The 14,580-nt window shown below is 68.3% G+C and carries 11 protein-coding genes; 1 reads left to right on the plus strand and 10 read right to left on the minus strand.

Features of this window, described 5'->3' with window-relative positions:
• Positions 1 to 159: 159 nt before the first annotated feature.
• Together ACFQQJ_RS02875 and ACFQQJ_RS02880 are read right to left on the minus strand one after the other, a co-directional pair.
• Entirely contained in the window at positions 160 to 1,155 is a 996-nt protein-coding gene (locus ACFQQJ_RS02875) for an NAD-dependent epimerase/dehydratase family protein (protein WP_377103863.1), read from the minus strand.
• A gap of 85 nt (positions 1,156 to 1,240) precedes the next feature.
• Entirely contained in the window at positions 1,241 to 2,248 is a 1,008-nt protein-coding gene (locus ACFQQJ_RS02880) for an aldose epimerase family protein (protein WP_377103865.1), read from the minus strand.
• A gap of 80 nt (positions 2,249 to 2,328) precedes the next feature.
• Between ACFQQJ_RS02880 and ACFQQJ_RS02885 the strand changes: the two genes are divergently transcribed.
• The gene (locus ACFQQJ_RS02885; RefSeq protein ID WP_377103867.1) at positions 2,329 to 3,558 is read left to right on the plus strand and encodes an MFS transporter; all 1,230 of its coding nucleotides are present in this window, start codon (positions 2,329 to 2,331) and stop codon (positions 3,556 to 3,558) included.
• Between the two features lie 38 nt (positions 3,559 to 3,596).
• Here ACFQQJ_RS02885 and ACFQQJ_RS02890 read toward each other — a convergent pair whose 3' ends face one another.
• From ACFQQJ_RS02890 to ACFQQJ_RS02925, 8 genes are all read right to left on the minus strand, one after another.
• On the minus strand, positions 3,597 to 5,267 hold the full coding sequence (locus tag ACFQQJ_RS02890; protein WP_377103869.1) for a nitrate/nitrite transporter: 1,671 nt from the start codon (positions 5,265 to 5,267) through the stop codon (positions 3,597 to 3,599).
• 7 nt (positions 5,268 to 5,274) lie between these two features.
• A complete protein-coding gene (locus ACFQQJ_RS02895; protein WP_377103871.1) occupies positions 5,275 to 6,396 on the minus strand; it encodes a Gfo/Idh/MocA family protein in 1,122 nt (373 codons plus the stop codon).
• The gene (rfbA, locus tag ACFQQJ_RS02900) at positions 6,393 to 7,262 is read right to left on the minus strand and encodes a glucose-1-phosphate thymidylyltransferase RfbA (protein ID WP_377103873.1); all 870 of its coding nucleotides are present in this window, start codon (positions 7,260 to 7,262) and stop codon (positions 6,393 to 6,395) included. Before rfbA ends, ACFQQJ_RS02895 begins: the two co-directional genes overlap by 4 nt.
• Before the next feature lie 104 nt (positions 7,263 to 7,366).
• Positions 7,367 to 8,113 carry an IclR family transcriptional regulator gene (locus ACFQQJ_RS02905; protein ID WP_377103875.1) on the minus strand — a complete coding sequence of 249 codons (747 nt, stop codon included), beginning with the start codon at positions 8,111 to 8,113 and terminating at the stop codon, positions 7,367 to 7,369.
• A gap of 243 nt (positions 8,114 to 8,356) precedes the next feature.
• On the minus strand, positions 8,357 to 9,274 hold the full coding sequence (locus ACFQQJ_RS02910) for a dihydrodipicolinate synthase family protein (protein ID WP_377103877.1): 918 nt from the start codon (positions 9,272 to 9,274) through the stop codon (positions 8,357 to 8,359).
• An 82-nt stretch (positions 9,275 to 9,356) separates the two neighbouring features.
• Positions 9,357 to 10,400 (minus strand): 4-hydroxy-2-oxovalerate aldolase, encoded by a 1,044-nt coding sequence (gene dmpG, locus ACFQQJ_RS02915; RefSeq protein ID WP_377103879.1) that lies wholly within the window; start codon positions 10,398 to 10,400, stop codon positions 9,357 to 9,359.
• A gap of 16 nt (positions 10,401 to 10,416) precedes the next feature.
• Complete coding sequence (locus tag ACFQQJ_RS02920) at positions 10,417 to 13,356, minus strand: FAD-binding and (Fe-S)-binding domain-containing protein (RefSeq protein WP_377103881.1); 2,940 nt, start codon at positions 13,354 to 13,356, stop codon at positions 10,417 to 10,419.
• 55 nt (positions 13,357 to 13,411) lie between these two features.
• A complete protein-coding gene (locus ACFQQJ_RS02925) occupies positions 13,412 to 14,386 on the minus strand; it encodes an alcohol dehydrogenase catalytic domain-containing protein (protein WP_377103883.1) in 975 nt (324 codons plus the stop codon).
• Between the last annotated feature and the right edge of the window lie 194 nt (positions 14,387 to 14,580).

Below are 14,580 nucleotides of genomic sequence, written 5' to 3' on the forward strand. Positions count from 1 at the left end.
CCGAACCGGCGGGGACTGGACGTGTCGACCGACAACTGGACCGGACCGAAGCGAGAGGCGAGCGGCTGCCCATCTCGCGATGGTTGAGCCGCCGGCAATGTCGACCCGATTGGCGCCGGCTACCCGCCCCCTTCGACACTCGGCCGGCTGCCCCCGGCCCTATGAGGGTGCGGTCGCAGATCGGACCACCGACCGCTGTGCCGCGATGATACGGTCCTCCCAGTCACCACGCGGGACGGGCTCGACCAGCCCGTGCTCCAGCAGGAATGTGAACGCGTCGGCCAGCCCTTCGGCCAGACTGATCCGGGGCCGGAACTCTGGTACGTCCTGCTGCAGTTTCTGTGCGCTGTAGAAGAGGTTGTGGGCGAAAATGCCCTTCGCCATCTCGAACCGCGCGGGGTCCAGTTCGACGAGCACATCAGTTGGCACCCCGACCTGGTCGACATGCCTTCCCAGCACCTTCATCGCCGTCCGATGCACGGTGTTCCAGTCGGTGTGTTCAGGGTTGACCAGCAGGTAGGTCTCGCCAATGCAATGGCTTCGCTCAAGTACTCCGACGAAGGCGATCGCCGCGTCGTCCACGTGCAGCAGGTGATGGATCGCGTTGCCGTCCCCGACCTTGATGATCGGGCGGCCCTGGATGATCCGGCTGATCCAGCGAGTGTCCACGCCGATCTGCCGGACGACTCGCTGTCGCCCGTAAGTCGTAGACGGCTTGATGATCGTGACGGGGAAGTTCTCGGATGTGTGTGCGACGAGGTAGAGCTGGTCGATCTCCGCCTTGCGGATGCCGTATGGCATCGTGGCCCGCAGTGGATGGTGCTCCGTGACGGGGAGTTCGTCGAACTCCTCACCGATGGTCACCACCGTGGAGGTGTGAACGACATGCCCCACACCGCGGAACGCCTCCAGGCTCACTCGCCCCTGGTCCGGCGTGTAGCACACGAAGTCGATGACCGCATCGAAGCGCTGCTTGCGAACTGCGGGCACGAACCACGCCTCGTCGTCACGATCGCCCACGAGAGGACGGGCGCCATCGGGGAGCCCCGGTCGCAACCCGCGGGTGATGCAGCTGACATCGTGGCCCCGCTCGAGAAGGAGATGAACCACGCTCGTCGAGATGTTGCCCGTGCCGCCGACGACTCCAACCTTCATCCTTCACTCCCTAGCGAGGCGGATGCGGCGGAGTCCGATCGCCGCCGTCTCGGCGCCGTGGTCGCTGAGTTGGCGCAGTTGGGCATCACTCGACCAGCCACCGGGTCGTGCTCGTATACTCCTCATCCGGTCGAAGTACTGTCGTGGGGAAGGCTGGCTGATTGGGCGAGTCGGGGAAGTGCTGCGTTTCCAGCGCGATCCCGGCCCGGCGGGCGTAGGGCCTGCCCGAGGTGCCGATCTGGCTGCCGTCGAAGTGATCACCGCAATACACCTGAATCGCTGGCTGGTCGCTGAGGATCCGGAGGACCGTGCCATCAGGACCGGTCAGCCGGCAGTGCTCGCGAAAGCCATCGCCATCGACAACGAAGTTGTGGTCCCAGCCCTCGTTGAGCGCGATGCCCTCTGCCACAGCGGCTGCGCGCGACGGCCCGAGGAGTTGCCCGCCGCGAAAGTCGGCAGCCGAGCCGGTCACGTCGCGGACTTCGCCTGTGGGGATCAGGTCGGAGCCTGCCGGGGTGTACCCGGACGCATGAACGACCAACTCATGGTCGTCCGTCGAACCACAGCCCTCGCCTTTCAGGTTGAAGTAGGCGTGGTTTGTGAGGTTGACAACGGTGGCCTCATCCGTCGTCGCTCGGTAGGTCACCTGTGCGCCGCCCGGCAGCAGCTCATAGCGGACCGACACGAGGAGTTCGCCGGGGAAGCCCTGGTCTCCGTCGGGGCTGACCAGGCTGAACTCGACCGTGCTGAGGGTCTGCTCGCTGATCTCCCAGGTTCGTGCGTGGAATCCACCGGTTCCGCCGTGGAGTTGGGTGCGTCCCTCGTTGGCGTCCAGGCAGTTCTCGACCCCGTCCAGCGTGAAGCGCGCCCGGGCAATCCGGTTGGCGTAGCGCCCGATCGTCATGCCGAGGTAGAGGTTCCGGCCCAAGTAATCGGGGATGTGGCGAGAGCCGAGCACGATGTTGCGCCACGAACCGTCTGGTCGAAGCACCTCGAAACGCCGCAGGGTCGCCCCCAGCGGCAAGAGCTCCAGCCGGACAGCATGGCTGACCAGCCACATCGAGTCGGTGCACACGTCAGGAACCTGCGTCATTTCGTCGCTCCATTTATCGCTAACTCACACGCACGGCTGCGCCAGTTTCTTCTCTCACATATTATCGATAATATTACCCCATGCGAGCGCTGCAGGGGAAGGAACCCGTGGCCCGGAGATTGGCCGGTGCGGTGGGGCTGGAACGTTCGGCGCCACCGTTCCGAGGCGGTCGACTTCCGGCCCTGCTCTGGGGGCTTCAGCTGGCCGTTCTGGCACCGGTCCTCGCCCTCCTCCTGGTTTCGCTGTACGGCGCGACGGCTACCGAGGTGGGTTGGGTGCTCGCGACGTACAACGCCTCCGGATTCGCCGCTTCACTGCTCCTCACGTACTGGGCGGACCGACGCGGCAACTACCTGCTCCCCCAGCTCGTCTGCGCTGGGCTGTCCCTGGCCTTGGCCTTCACCCTTGCCGTCGCCACGAGCCTTCCCTGGGCCACGGTGGCGCTCATCCTCCTCGGCGCCCCGGCCGGGGTCGGCGGACCGCTCCTTCTCGCTCAGTTGCGTGCCGCGGGGCGCTCGACCGCAGAGATCATCGACGCCCGAGCGATGTTCTCGCTCGCCTGGGTACTGGGTCCCCCGGTCGCGACCGCGTTGATGGCGTGGTCCGGAGGGCTGGCCGTCCTGGCGGTGGTTGGCCTGGCCGCCGTCGGGAGCGCCCTCGTCGGCGCCGTCCAAGTGAGAAGCGGCCGCAGGCTCGTGCGCCACGAGGTTGCCGAATTGGCACCTCACCCATCCGCCGACGTCCCCCAGCGGCGGGTCCGGGTCGCGGTAGTCTTCGCGGCGCTTTCGGTGGCCCAGGCCGCAGATGTCGCCGCTGTGTCGGTCATGGCGCTCCTGGTCGGTGAGTACCTAGGACTCCCCCTGGCGTGGGCTGGGATTGCCCTAGGCGCGGCCGCTGCCCTGGAGATCCCGGCTCTGCTCGCGATGGGCCGCCTCCACTCAGGTACCGTGCCCGCGAGGCTGCTGCTCGTGGGCTGCGGGTCGGGCGCGGGCTACTTTGCAGCCCTGGCCTTCGTGATCGACCCGTTATCCCTGGTCTTCGCCCAAGCGCTCAACGCGATCTTCTTCGCCGCCGTGGCGGCCATGGGCCTCACTCTCTTCCAGCTGATGGTGCCGAAGCCCGGCCTCGCGACCGGTCTCTTCGTGAACACCCGTCGTGTGGGCGCGATTTTCGCGGGCCCCCTGATCGGCCTCGTCGACACGCCTGCGGGCTACCCCGGGCTGCTGGCCGCGTGCGCGGCTCTCGCTCTTGTCGGGGGCTTGGTTACCTGGCTCGCGGCCCGTCGGGTGAGGACGGCATCGGACATCTGACCGACGTCTTCGCGCGCCAAGCACGCTCCCGCCAGGGGTCACACGCCGGACGGCCGGGTCCTCGCCCACGGCGTCACTTCGAAGCTGAGACCTGCCTCCCGTTCTGCGAGCGCAGACAGGATCTCGGCACGGACGGCCAGCACGTCCGCGGAGTCGCGGCACCGGATCTCGATCGAGCCGATTTCCAGTTCCGGAGTGGCGACCAGGCAGAGGTACTCGTCAACCCGGCTGCGCCACCACTCGGGCGCCGCCTCGTTGGCCGCAGTGTCGATGGCCGTGAGTTCGCCGTTGATCCCGGGAAGGACGGCCGGGATCCGGACCGTCCGTCCGTCCTCGACGACGAGTTCGAGGGCCTCGTCCGCAGGAGGGAGCTGATCGGGGTTGGAAAAGATCCGCCACTGCACCAACCAGTTCGACAACTCCCGCCGCACCGTGGCCCCGAGCGTCCGGTAGCGAACGCCGCGGGCCCGATCAAGGCGCCGGGCCCTGCGGCGCGTCACGTAGGCGCCGACCACTCCGATTCCCCAGAAGATGAACTGGGTCGCCATCGCCCACCGGAACGCGTCGGGCGTGTATCCGCCGAGGGCATCCAGCGTGATGCCGATCGACAGGACGCTGAGCATCCCGCCGAAGAAGCCGCCGACGATCACGAACCCGGTGGCGGCTCCGATCTGCTGCAACGGGTTCGATGCCCGGGCGACGTCGAAGCCGAGCGACCCGCCGGGTCCGCATGCCGCCATCCCGATCATCAGGACGGCCAGCAGCCAGACCGGTGCTGCCCCGGGCCACAGCAGGATCGCCACCCAGGGGACCGCGACCATCGCCGACACGAACAGGGCGAGGTTAGTCCGCTGCAGCGGCGCTCGCCGGCTGAGGATGCCGAGGATCGGGCCGAACGGGATGCCGGCGATCACCATGAGCGTGAACATCGCTGCGGCGACCGGCTGCGGGTAGCCCAATCCTTTGGTCATGAACGGGTAGCCCCACATCATGGCGAAGGTGACGATCCACGAGGAGCACATCCAGTGGATCCAGAAACCGAGCAGGCTCGCCGGGATGCGGACGACGTTGCGGACGTGCTGCAGGGCGCTCACGTCGGCCGGGCTTCGGTGTGCGGACCGGCCCGGCGGCGCGTTCCGCAACACCGCGAAGATCAGCACTGCCGCGATCCCGGAGAGGCTTGCAGCGCTCACGAACGCCGGTTGCCAGCCGGCGGTGGCGAGGATGGCGGCGAGGGGAAAGGAACTCAGCACTTGCCCGGCCTGGCCGGCCATCGCTGTCAGCTGGTTCAGTACGGCGATCCGTCCGGGGCTGAACCAGGCAGGGATGAGGCGGAGCACCGCCGCGAACGTCATCGCATCACCGGCCCCCACGAGGACCCTGGCCACGATCGCGGAGACGACGTTCGTGCTCAACGCGAGGTCGAGCTGACCGAGGAACATCAGTACCGCGCCGCAGCCGATCACCGTCCGGCTCCCGAATCGGTCGGCCAGCACCCCGACCGGAACCTGCATGGCGGAGTACGTCAGCAGCTGGACGACCACAGAGAGGCTCACGAGCGAGGCGCCGGCCGAGAACCGGTCGGTCGCCTGGACGCTGGCCACTCCGAAGCTGGTCCGCTGCATCACTGCCACGACGTAGGCGAACAGGCCCAGTCCCCACATGAGCCAGGCCCTCGGAGAGTCGAGGTGTCGAACCGCGGTGCTCACTGCCGAGTCATCCTTTCGAGATCGTGGGCGCGCGGGGCGCCCAGTCGGCTGGCACCGTGCGGAGGTCGGGAGCCGAGCTCGCGACGTCCACGAACGAGGCAGCGTCGATGGACTCCTCGATCGCCAGCATCACGTCGAGGACGTGGTAGGCGAGATCGCCAGAGGCCAGGTGGTCCGACCCCTCCCGGATGCTGCGGGCCATGTCAAGCACGCCGAGGCCCCGGCCGTCGGAGGGCCCGGTGGTCGGCAGGTTGCTCCACTCTTCGTCTCCTGGGTGGAAGATCCGCAGCGGCCCGTCGAAGAGGTTCGGGTCCGGCACCGACAGGACGCCCTCGGTGCCGGTCACCTCGAAGAAGCCCCTTCGCGCCAGGGGCGACTCGAAGCTGAAGACGCTGATCGCTGACGCGCCGCTCTCGAACTCGGTGATGGCGCTCACGTGGGTGAGGACCTCGACCGGAAACTCCTCGCCGGCCCGCGGACCGGTGCCGATCACCCGAGTGGCAAGCGAGGCCGATCCTGTTGCGGCCACCCGGCGGACACCGCCGAGGAGGTGTACCAGTGCACTGAGGTAGTAGGGGCCGTGGTCGAGCAGTGGCCCGCCGCCACGTTGGTAGAGGAACTCTGGTCGCGGGTGCCACGACTCTGGGCCGGGTACCTGGAAGAGGGTGATGGCGGTGAGGGGTGTGCCGATGTCACCCCGTTCGATTGCTCGCCGGGCGGACTGGATGCCGGCGCCGAGGACCGAGTCGGGAGCGCACCCCACGCGAACCCCCGCCGTTCGTGCTGCGGTGAGCACGGTCCGTGCCTCGTCGCGTCCCAGGGCGAGTGGCTTCTCGCTCCAGACGTGCTTGCCCGCCTGGATCGCGGCCAGGTCGACGTCGGCGTGCGCGGCCGGAACTGTCAGATTGACCACGATCTCGACCCCTGAATGACCGAGAGCCAGTTCGGGCGGTCCGGACTCGGCGATGCCGTACTGCTCGGCGCGTCGTCTGGCCGCGTCGGGGTCGCGGTCGGCGATCACGCGCACAGCCAGGTCGGGGAAGGTGCTGAGGGTGTCGAGGTACTGGGTGCTGATGAATCCGGCGCCGACGATGGCGACACCGACCGCGCCCTGGTTCTGCTTGGTCATGGCCGGTCCTGCAGGAGGCCGCGAAGGTAGCTGCCGTAGCTCGACCTGGCGAAGGCGTCGGCCCGCTCGCTGAGGGCGGCGTCGCCGAGGAACCCTGCGCGCCAGGCCGCCTCCTCGGGGCAGCCGACCTGGAGCCCTTGCCGTGCCTGGAGCGTCCGGACATACTCCCCGGCGTCGAGCAGGGAGTCGAGCGTTCCGGTGTCGAGCCACGCGGTGCCACGGGGCAGGATGGAGACGTGCAGTCGGCCCTGCTCGAGGTAGGCACGGTTGACGTCTGTGATCTCGTACTCACCGCGCCGTCCCGGCATGAGGTCGGCGGCGATGCCGACGACGTCCTCGTCGTAGAAGTAGAGCCCGGGAACGGCGTAGTGGGATCTCGGCTGCACGGGCTTCTCCTCGATCGAGAGCGCGCGTCCGTCGGATCCCACTTCGACCACGCCGTAGCGGGTGGGGTCGTCGACCCAGTAGCCGAACACGGTCGCCCCGGTGACGTCGGCCTGGCCCCGAAGACTCGTCCCGAGACCGGGACCGTGGAAGATGTTGTCGCCGAGGATGAGGCAGGAGGAGTGTCCGGCAACGAACCCGGCGCCGATGGTGAACGCCTGGGCGAGCCCTTTCGGTTCCGGCTGCACGGCGTAGGTGAGCTCGATGCCGAATTGGCTACCGTCCCCGAGGAGGCGCTGGAACGCGCCCTGCTCGTGGGGTGTCGTGATCACGAGGATGTCGCGGATGCCGGCCAGGATGAGCGTGGACAGCGGGTAATAGATCATCGGCTTGTCGTACACCGGGACCAGTTGCTTGCTGGTCGCGATGGTCAGGGGGTGCAGTCTCGTGCCTGAGCCTCCGGCGAGGATGATTCCACGCATGACGGATCGGTCCCTTTCGTGTCGGTGCGCGTCGCCGGGCTGAGTCCCGGCTGCGCCGATCGACCGCCGTCGCGGCGATCGTCCCGAGGGAGGTCAGCCCTCGGCTACCACTGCCAGTTGTCGAACAGGCTGCGCGAGATCTCGGCCGCAGCGTCCTGCAGGGCTGGCAGGTACTTGAGCAGTTCACCCGGGTCGCTGACTCCGATGATGCCGCTGAACGACAGGGCGGCAACCGTGGTGCCGTCATGGTCACGGACGGGGACGCTGATGCAGAATCCGCTCTCGGAGGTCTCACGGTCGTCGAATGCGTAGCCCCGCTCGGCGATATCCCGGAGGGTGGCCAGGAGCGCGTCGCGATCGGTGATGGTGTGACTCGTCAGCGGCCTGAGCTCGACAGTCGACAGCACCCTCAGCGCCAGATCGGCGGGAAGTTCGGCGAGGAGTACCTTGCCGCCGGCGGTCGCGTAGAGCGGCACCCGGGACAACAGCGGCGGCACGTAGTCGACCAGGCTATTGGTGCGCGACTGCTGGATGATGACGCCCTCGGAGCCGTCGCGGACGATCAGGTTCATCGCCGGCCCGAGCTCCGCGGTACGAGCCCGCATCACGAAGAGGGCAACCTCACGAAGGGCGAGGTTGAGGCTGCGCTTTTCGGTCAGGAAGCCGAGCTTCTGGCCGAGGACATAACTGCCGTCAGCCAGCTGGAACACCCACTGGGACTTCTCGAGCGTCTTCAGAATGCGGAACGCGGTGGACGGGTTGAGTTCGCAGGTGCGTGCGATCTCCTGCACACCGACCGGGGCGGTGCTGTTGCGGACGACATCGAGGACCTTCAGGGCGCGCTCGACCATCTGGATGGTCTCGCCTGACTGGAAGTCCTGCTGCCTCATCGTTCCGTTTCCTGTCGGTCGGCCTCCGGCTGGCCGGTGTGCCAACCCTAGGCGTTCGCCGGACGCCGTGCCGTCCGGCGCGGGCTCGGGACGCGATTGCTCCGTCGCGCTCGTGGCGGGACGGAGCAATCGCGATCGCTTTGCGCGGGCCACGGTGCCGGAACGGTGGTTGCCTGGCCGGCGCCGTGGCGTGCGCCCTCCGGACTACGCGAGGTAGCCGTACTCCTTGAGCGTGCTCTTCAGGGTGGCGACCACGTCGGAGGGGAGCTCGGAGATGACGGGCTTGCGGCAGAAGCCGGCGTCGACGCCGCGGAGCTTGAGGCCCTCCTTGATGATCTGCAGCCACGGGGTGGGCAGGCCGGTCGCGGTCGGCTTGGTGAACAGGGGCAGGTACGGACGGACCTTCTCGAAGTGGGCCTTCATGGCCTCCTCCATCTTCCGCTCCTTGGCCAGGTGGAAGACCTCGGTGTTCTCCTTCGGGAACAGGTTTCCGGTGCCACAGACCCAACCGTCGGCCCAGCAGGACACGGACTCGACGGGGCAGACGTCGTAGCCGTAGAAGATACCGAAGTTGTCGTCGGTGAGGTAGCGCAGGTCCTGCTGGCGGTACACGTCGGCCTGGCGCTCCTTGACGGCGTCGATGAGGCCGTCGTTGTACAGCTTCGCCATGAACTCGTCGGTCATCAGGCAGGTCGAGTAGTACGGGTTGTGGTAGACCATCACGGGGATGTCGATGGCCTTGCGCAGCGTCTCGTAGTGCTTGTACAGCTCGTCGGTGTTCGGGGCCATGTACCACGGGGTGACGACCATGACGCCGTCAGCGCCGTCGGCCTCGGCGGCCACGGACATGTCAACGACGTCCTTCGTGCGGTAGGCGCCGGTGGACGCGACGACCTTGATGCGACCGGCAGCGGCCTCGACCGTCGCCTTGTTGACCGCGATCTGCTCGTCCTTGGTCAGCGCGACCATCTCGCCGGTGCTGCCGGAGGGGATCACGCCACTGACGCCGTTGTCGACGAGGAAGTCGGTCACGGACTTGATGCCGGCGAAGTTGATGGATTCGTCGGCATTGAAGGGCGTCACCATCGGAATGTAGATGCCGGTCAGCTTCTCACGGCTCACGGTAAGTCTCCTTGTTCGGATCGTTTCGGAACACTTGTTCCGAAATCCAAACTAGCACTCGTCCAGCCCCACGGCAAGAAGATTATCGATAATCTTTGGGACTGTCCTGCGGGTGGCCGTAGGCACGACGCAGCGCCTTCGCGATGCCGGTGATCGCGCCCTCTTGTCCCGCGATCAGGTGCCGCCTCCCGGCTTCGACGAGGATGTCGAAGGGGCGCACGCCGAACCTGGCGGCGGCTTCCCTCGCCGGAGCCAGGAACGTCCCGTAGACGCCTGCGTAGCCGAGCGTCAGGGTGTCCCGGTTCACCTGGACGGGGGCGGGCAGCAGCGGTCGCACAAGGTCGTCGGCCGCGTCGATCAGCGCTGCGAGATCGACGTGGTGCGGTAGGCCCATCCGGTCCGCGACGGCGACGAAGGCCTCGATCTGGGCGTTGCCGGCTCCTGCGCCCATCCCGGCCAGGCTGGCGTCGACCCGGTGGGCTCCGGCGGCGACGGCGGCGACGGAGTTGGCGACACCGAGACTCAGGTTGTGGTGGGCGTGGATGCCGATCTGGGTCGAGTCGTCTAGCGCGTCCCTCAGGGCTGAGACCCGCTCGGCGATCTCCACGGTGGTGAGGGCGCCACTGGAATCGGCCAGGTATACGCACTGGGCGCCGTACCCCTCCATCAGGCGGGCTTGCGCCGCGAGCTCGGTGGGAGTGGCCAGTGCCGCCATCATGAGGAACCCGGCGGTGTCGAAGCCGAGGTCCCTGGCAGCCGCGAGATGGGCCGCTGCCGAAGCGGCGTCGGTGCAGTGGGTGGCGACGCGTGCCAGGGTGGCGCCCGCGTGGCACGCGTCGGCGAGGTGGCGGGTCGTGCCGAGCCGCGGCTGGATGAGCACGGCGATCTGGGAGCGTTCGGCCACGTCGGCCGCCGCTTCGATCAACTCGAGGTCGGAGTGCAGGGGCGATCCGTTCCTGACCGACGGTTGGCCGAGCCCGTCGCCGTGGCCGACCTCGATCCCGTCGACACCGGCCCGGTCGAGCGCGGCCGCGATCCGGCGGACGGCGGCAACCGTGAATCGGTGGGCCACCACGTGGCTTCCGTCGCGCAGGGTGACGTCGGAGATGAACAGGTGAGCGGTCATGCCGGGCGCCGCATCCTCACGCCGTCGGAGGGGTCTGTGCGCCGTCCGGCCCTGGCAGGTGGGAGGCGAGCAGTTCCGCCAGGTGGATGCCCTGAGTTCCGGCGAGCTGTTCGGCCTGGGTGCGGCAGGAGAACCCGTCGGCCAGGAAGACAGCTTCGGGAGGCGCCTCACGAAGGGCGGGGAGCAGGCCCAGTTCGGCGACGGCCACCGATACGGCGTAGTGCCCCTTCTCCATGCCGAAGTTGCCGGCCAGGCCGCAGCAGCCCGACAGCGTCTTCACCTGCGCGCCGGCGCCTGTCAGGAGCGCCGCGTCCGTGTCGAACCCCATGACGGCGTGTTGGTGGCAGTGCGGTTGGGCGATCACGGTCACGCCGTCGAGCGAGGGCGGCTGCCATCGATCAGCGGGATCCTGACCGGGCTGTTCGACAAGGAACTCGGCCAGCGTCCTGACCGCGGCGGCCACCTGTGCCGAACGTGGGTCGTCGGGCAGTAACTCGCCGACGTCGTGCCGCAGGACGGCCGTGCAGGATGGCTCGATGCCGATGATCGGGATACCCGCTTCGGCGAAGGGAGCCAGTAGGTCCAGAGTGCCGCGGAGCCGCGCTCGGGCTCCGTCCAGCTGTCCGGTGCTGATCCAGGTGAGTCCGCAGCAGGCCGATCCGGAAGGGACGAAGACCTGGTATCCGGCGGCTTCGAGGACGCGGATCATCGCGGCGCCCACCTGGGGTGCGAATGCGTCGGTGAACGAGTCCGACCACAGCACGACGGCTGGCTTGCTGCGGACTGCGGCCGCGTGGGTGACGGCGGCCAGCCGGCGGTCGATGGTGGTCCGCCGCAGGGGGATGGTGGCGAATGCGGGGATGCCGCGACGGCGATCCATGCCACCGACGCTCAGCACGGCGTTTCGGAGAGCCGGGACCGACAGGAGGGCGTTGACGAGCCTGGGCGCGATTCCGGCGAGGCGTGCCCAGCGGGGCAGTTGGCCGAGCGCGTAGTGGTTCATCGGCCGGAGCCGACCACGGTAGGCCTGGTTGAGAACCTCCGACTTGTAGGCCGCCATGTCGACCCCGGCCGGACAGTCTGCGCTGCAGGCCTTGCACGACAGGCACAGGTCGAGCGACTCCAGGAGCTCCGGCGACCGGAAACCGTTGGTGACCAGGGAGCCGTTGGTCATCTCCTGCAACACGCGGGCACGGCCGCGGGTGGAGTGCGTCTCGTCGCGGGTCGCCCGGAACGAGGGGCACATGAAACCGCCGGCGGAGCTGTCGGCGCGGCACTTGCTGACTCCGACGCACCGATGCACGGCACGGGTGAGGTCGCCCTCGTCCTCGCGAAGAGCGATCCCGGCTGGGCGCGCACTGAGCGGGAACGGCTTCGCGGCCGGCCGGCGCAGCGAGGCGTCGACCGGGTCGGGTCGCACGATCACACCTGGGTTGAGGATGTCGTGCGGGTCGAAGACGTTCTTGAAGGCGGCAAAGGCGGCGACGGCGTCCGGGGAGTACATCCGGGGCAGGAGCTCGCTCCGCGCGCGCCCGTCCCCGTGTTCGCCGGACAGCGAGCCGCCATGCCGGGCGACCAGGTCAGCGGCGTCGAGGAGGAAGGGCCGCAGCCGCTGGGGCCGGTCGGCCAGGGGAAGGTCGAGGCGGACATGGACACATCCGTCCCCGAAGTGGCCGAAGGGTAGTCCGTCGATCCCGTGCTGCTTCATCAGCGCGTCGAACTCGCGCAGGTAGGCGCCGAGCCGCTCCGGTGGCACGGCGGCGTCCTCCCAGCCGGGCCACGCCTGGCGGCCGTCGGCGGTGCGACCGGCGAGCCCGGCTCCGTCCTCGCGGATCCGCCAGAGGCGGGAGGCCACGGGGCCGTCCGCGACCACGATCAGGTCCTGGGTGCCGGCGTCACGGGCCAGCGCGAGGGCCGCCGCGTGCGCCTCCTCGGTCGTGGCGCCGCCCACCTCGACGAAGAGCCAACCGCCGCCGCGGGGCAGTTCCGGCACGGCGTGCGGCCCCTTGTGTCGGCGCACCACGTCGACCAGCCTGGCGTCGATACCTTCGACGGCGAGGGGGTGATGACCCAGCATGCCGGGGACGGCGTCGGCGGCCTCGGACATGCCTGCGTACCCGAGCACCGCGATCGCACGCGCGGCGGGCGGCTCGACCAACCGTACGGTGGCGCCGAGCACGACTGCGCAGGTGCCTTCGGTGCCGACCAAGGCCTTGGCGAGGTTGCCTCCCCGCTCGGGAAGCAGGTGATCAAGCGAGTAGCCGGATACCTGCCGGACGATGCGACCCAGCTCGGTGCGTATGGTGCCGAGGTGGGCGGTGACGACTTCCTGCAGGCCGGGTACGGACGATACCCCGCGGCCTGGTCTGTCCTCGCCGACTCTGTCTGCGCCGGCGGTGAAGCGGCGGCCGAGGCCGTCGACGATGTCGAGCTCGATGACGTTGTCGGCGGTGCGGCCGTAGGAGATGGCATGCGATCCGCAGGCGTTGTTGCCGATCATGCCGCCGAGGGTGCACCGCGCATGGGTGGACGGGTCGGGCCCGAAGCGCAACCCGTGCGGCGCCGCCGCGGCCTGCAGGTCGTCCAGGATGACGCCCGGTTGCACGAGCGCCGTCCGTGACGCGGGATCGATGTCGAGCACCCGGTTGAAGGACAGACTGGTGTCGAGGACGATGCCGGGCCCGACCGCATTCCCAGCGACGGAGGTGCCGGCCCCGCGCATGGTGAGCGGCACGCTCGACTCCTTTGCCACCTCCACCGCGGCGAGGACGTCGTCGGTGTCGTTGGGGAACACCACCACCTGCGGGACGACCCGGTAGTTCGACGCGTCGGTGGAGTACTCGGCCCTGCGGAGGGTGGAGTCCTCGACCGGTCCGCCCACCGCTTTCCGCAATCGGTGGACAAGGTCGGTGGTGGCGTTGTCGAGGTTGCTCGTGCGGGGAGCTGTCGTGGTCATCTTCTCAGGGCCTTGTTCCGGCGAGGGGATGGAGCGGTCGCGGGTGCGCGGTCGCCTACTCCGCTCGTGCCGCGCCCGCCCCGGTCCAGGCGTCGACCGAGATGAGCACCTTGCCGCGATCCGGTCGCGGGTTCACGAACGCAGTCTCGAATGCGGTGTGGGCCTCCTGCACCGGGACCACGTCAGTAACGATCGCGCCGAGGTCGGGGTGGTCGACGAGGAAGTTCTCTGCGCGGGGCAGGTATGTCAGCCAGTGCGGCTGGACGTTGGCCACCATCGTCAGGCACTTGCGGAAGAACCGCTTGAACTTGAACGGGTAGATGTCGTCATCGGGCACCCCGAAGAACAGGGCCGTGCCCCGGTAGGCGGTGGCCTCGATCGCGGTGTTGACGACCTCAAGGTCGTGTCCCACCGCTTCGACGACGATGTCGAACTCCTGCCCCTCGGCCGGGATGTGCCCGATCGAGTCGAAGAGTTCGGTGAACGGAGCCCCGGTGCGGTCGGCAAGGTCGAACCCCGCCAGGGACGCCACACCCATCGAGCGAAGCACGTAGCCGAAGCTGATGCCGATCGGGCCGAGGCCGAGCACCGCGGCATTCTTTCCGGTGACGTCGCCGAGCCGGTCGAGTGCGGCGAGGACCGTGGCGAGCGGCTGGGCGAGGATCACGGTCTGCATCGGCAGGTCGGAGGTGAGCACGTGCGTCTTGAAGATCGGAGCATGGAACAACTCCCCCAGTCCGGCGTCGCGGTTGGGGATGGCGATGACCCTCTTGCCGACCAGCGACTGGTCGCCCGAGGACCTCACCACCGTGCCGACGCACTCGTGCGTCGGAAAGCCGACTGGGCGCTCGCCGATCTTGTCCACGCCGTGGATGAAGCCGGGCTTGTCGCTGCCACAGATGCCGGCCAGCTCGAGCCTCACCTCGACCTCATCGGGGCCGAGGTCGCCGGGCGAGGGGACCTCCACGTTCTGGAGGATCTGCGGCCCGAGGAGTTGCACCGACTTGATCCATCCTTGGCGACTGGACACCGTTGTTCCCTTCATGATCGCTTCAATCTCGACTGATATTATCGATAATAAACGCCCGTTGCAAAGCCGCCCCTCAGGAGCCTTTTTCCCCGCATTTCTGCTGGATCCCAACGATTGACCTGCGGGGAACGGGAATTAGCCCTAACGGTCGGCTCCGCGGAGACCACGGATTATTGATAAATTTAGCGCCATCG

The sequence above is a fragment of the Propionicimonas sp. T2.31MG-18 genome, assembly GCF_964266745.1.
In the GTDB taxonomy this organism is placed as follows: domain Bacteria; phylum Actinomycetota; class Actinomycetes; order Propionibacteriales; family Propionibacteriaceae; genus Propionicimonas.

What these genes read in the sequence shown, in the direction of transcription:
- ACFQQJ_RS02920 (WP_377103881.1), bottom strand. Translation starts at nt 13,356, where the DNA reads ATGACCACGACAGCTCCCCGCACGAGCAACCTCGACAACGCCACCACC.
- ACFQQJ_RS02905 (WP_377103875.1), bottom strand. Translation starts at nt 8,113, where the DNA reads ATGGTCGAGCGCGCCCTGAAGGTCCTCGATGTCGTCCGCAACAGCACC.
- ACFQQJ_RS02885 (WP_377103867.1), top strand. Translation starts at nt 2,329, where the DNA reads ATGCGAGCGCTGCAGGGGAAGGAACCCGTGGCCCGGAGATTGGCCGGT.
- ACFQQJ_RS02880 (WP_377103865.1), bottom strand. Translation starts at nt 2,248, where the DNA reads ATGACGCAGGTTCCTGACGTGTGCACCGACTCGATGTGGCTGGTCAGC.
- ACFQQJ_RS02875 (WP_377103863.1), bottom strand. Translation starts at nt 1,155, where the DNA reads ATGAAGGTTGGAGTCGTCGGCGGCACGGGCAACATCTCGACGAGCGTG.
- ACFQQJ_RS02895 (WP_377103871.1), bottom strand. Translation starts at nt 6,396, where the DNA reads ATGACCAAGCAGAACCAGGGCGCGGTCGGTGTCGCCATCGTCGGCGCC.
- dmpG (WP_377103879.1), bottom strand. Translation starts at nt 10,400, where the DNA reads ATGACCGCTCACCTGTTCATCTCCGACGTCACCCTGCGCGACGGAAGC.
- rfbA (WP_377103873.1), bottom strand. Translation starts at nt 7,262, where the DNA reads ATGCGTGGAATCATCCTCGCCGGAGGCTCAGGCACGAGACTGCACCCC.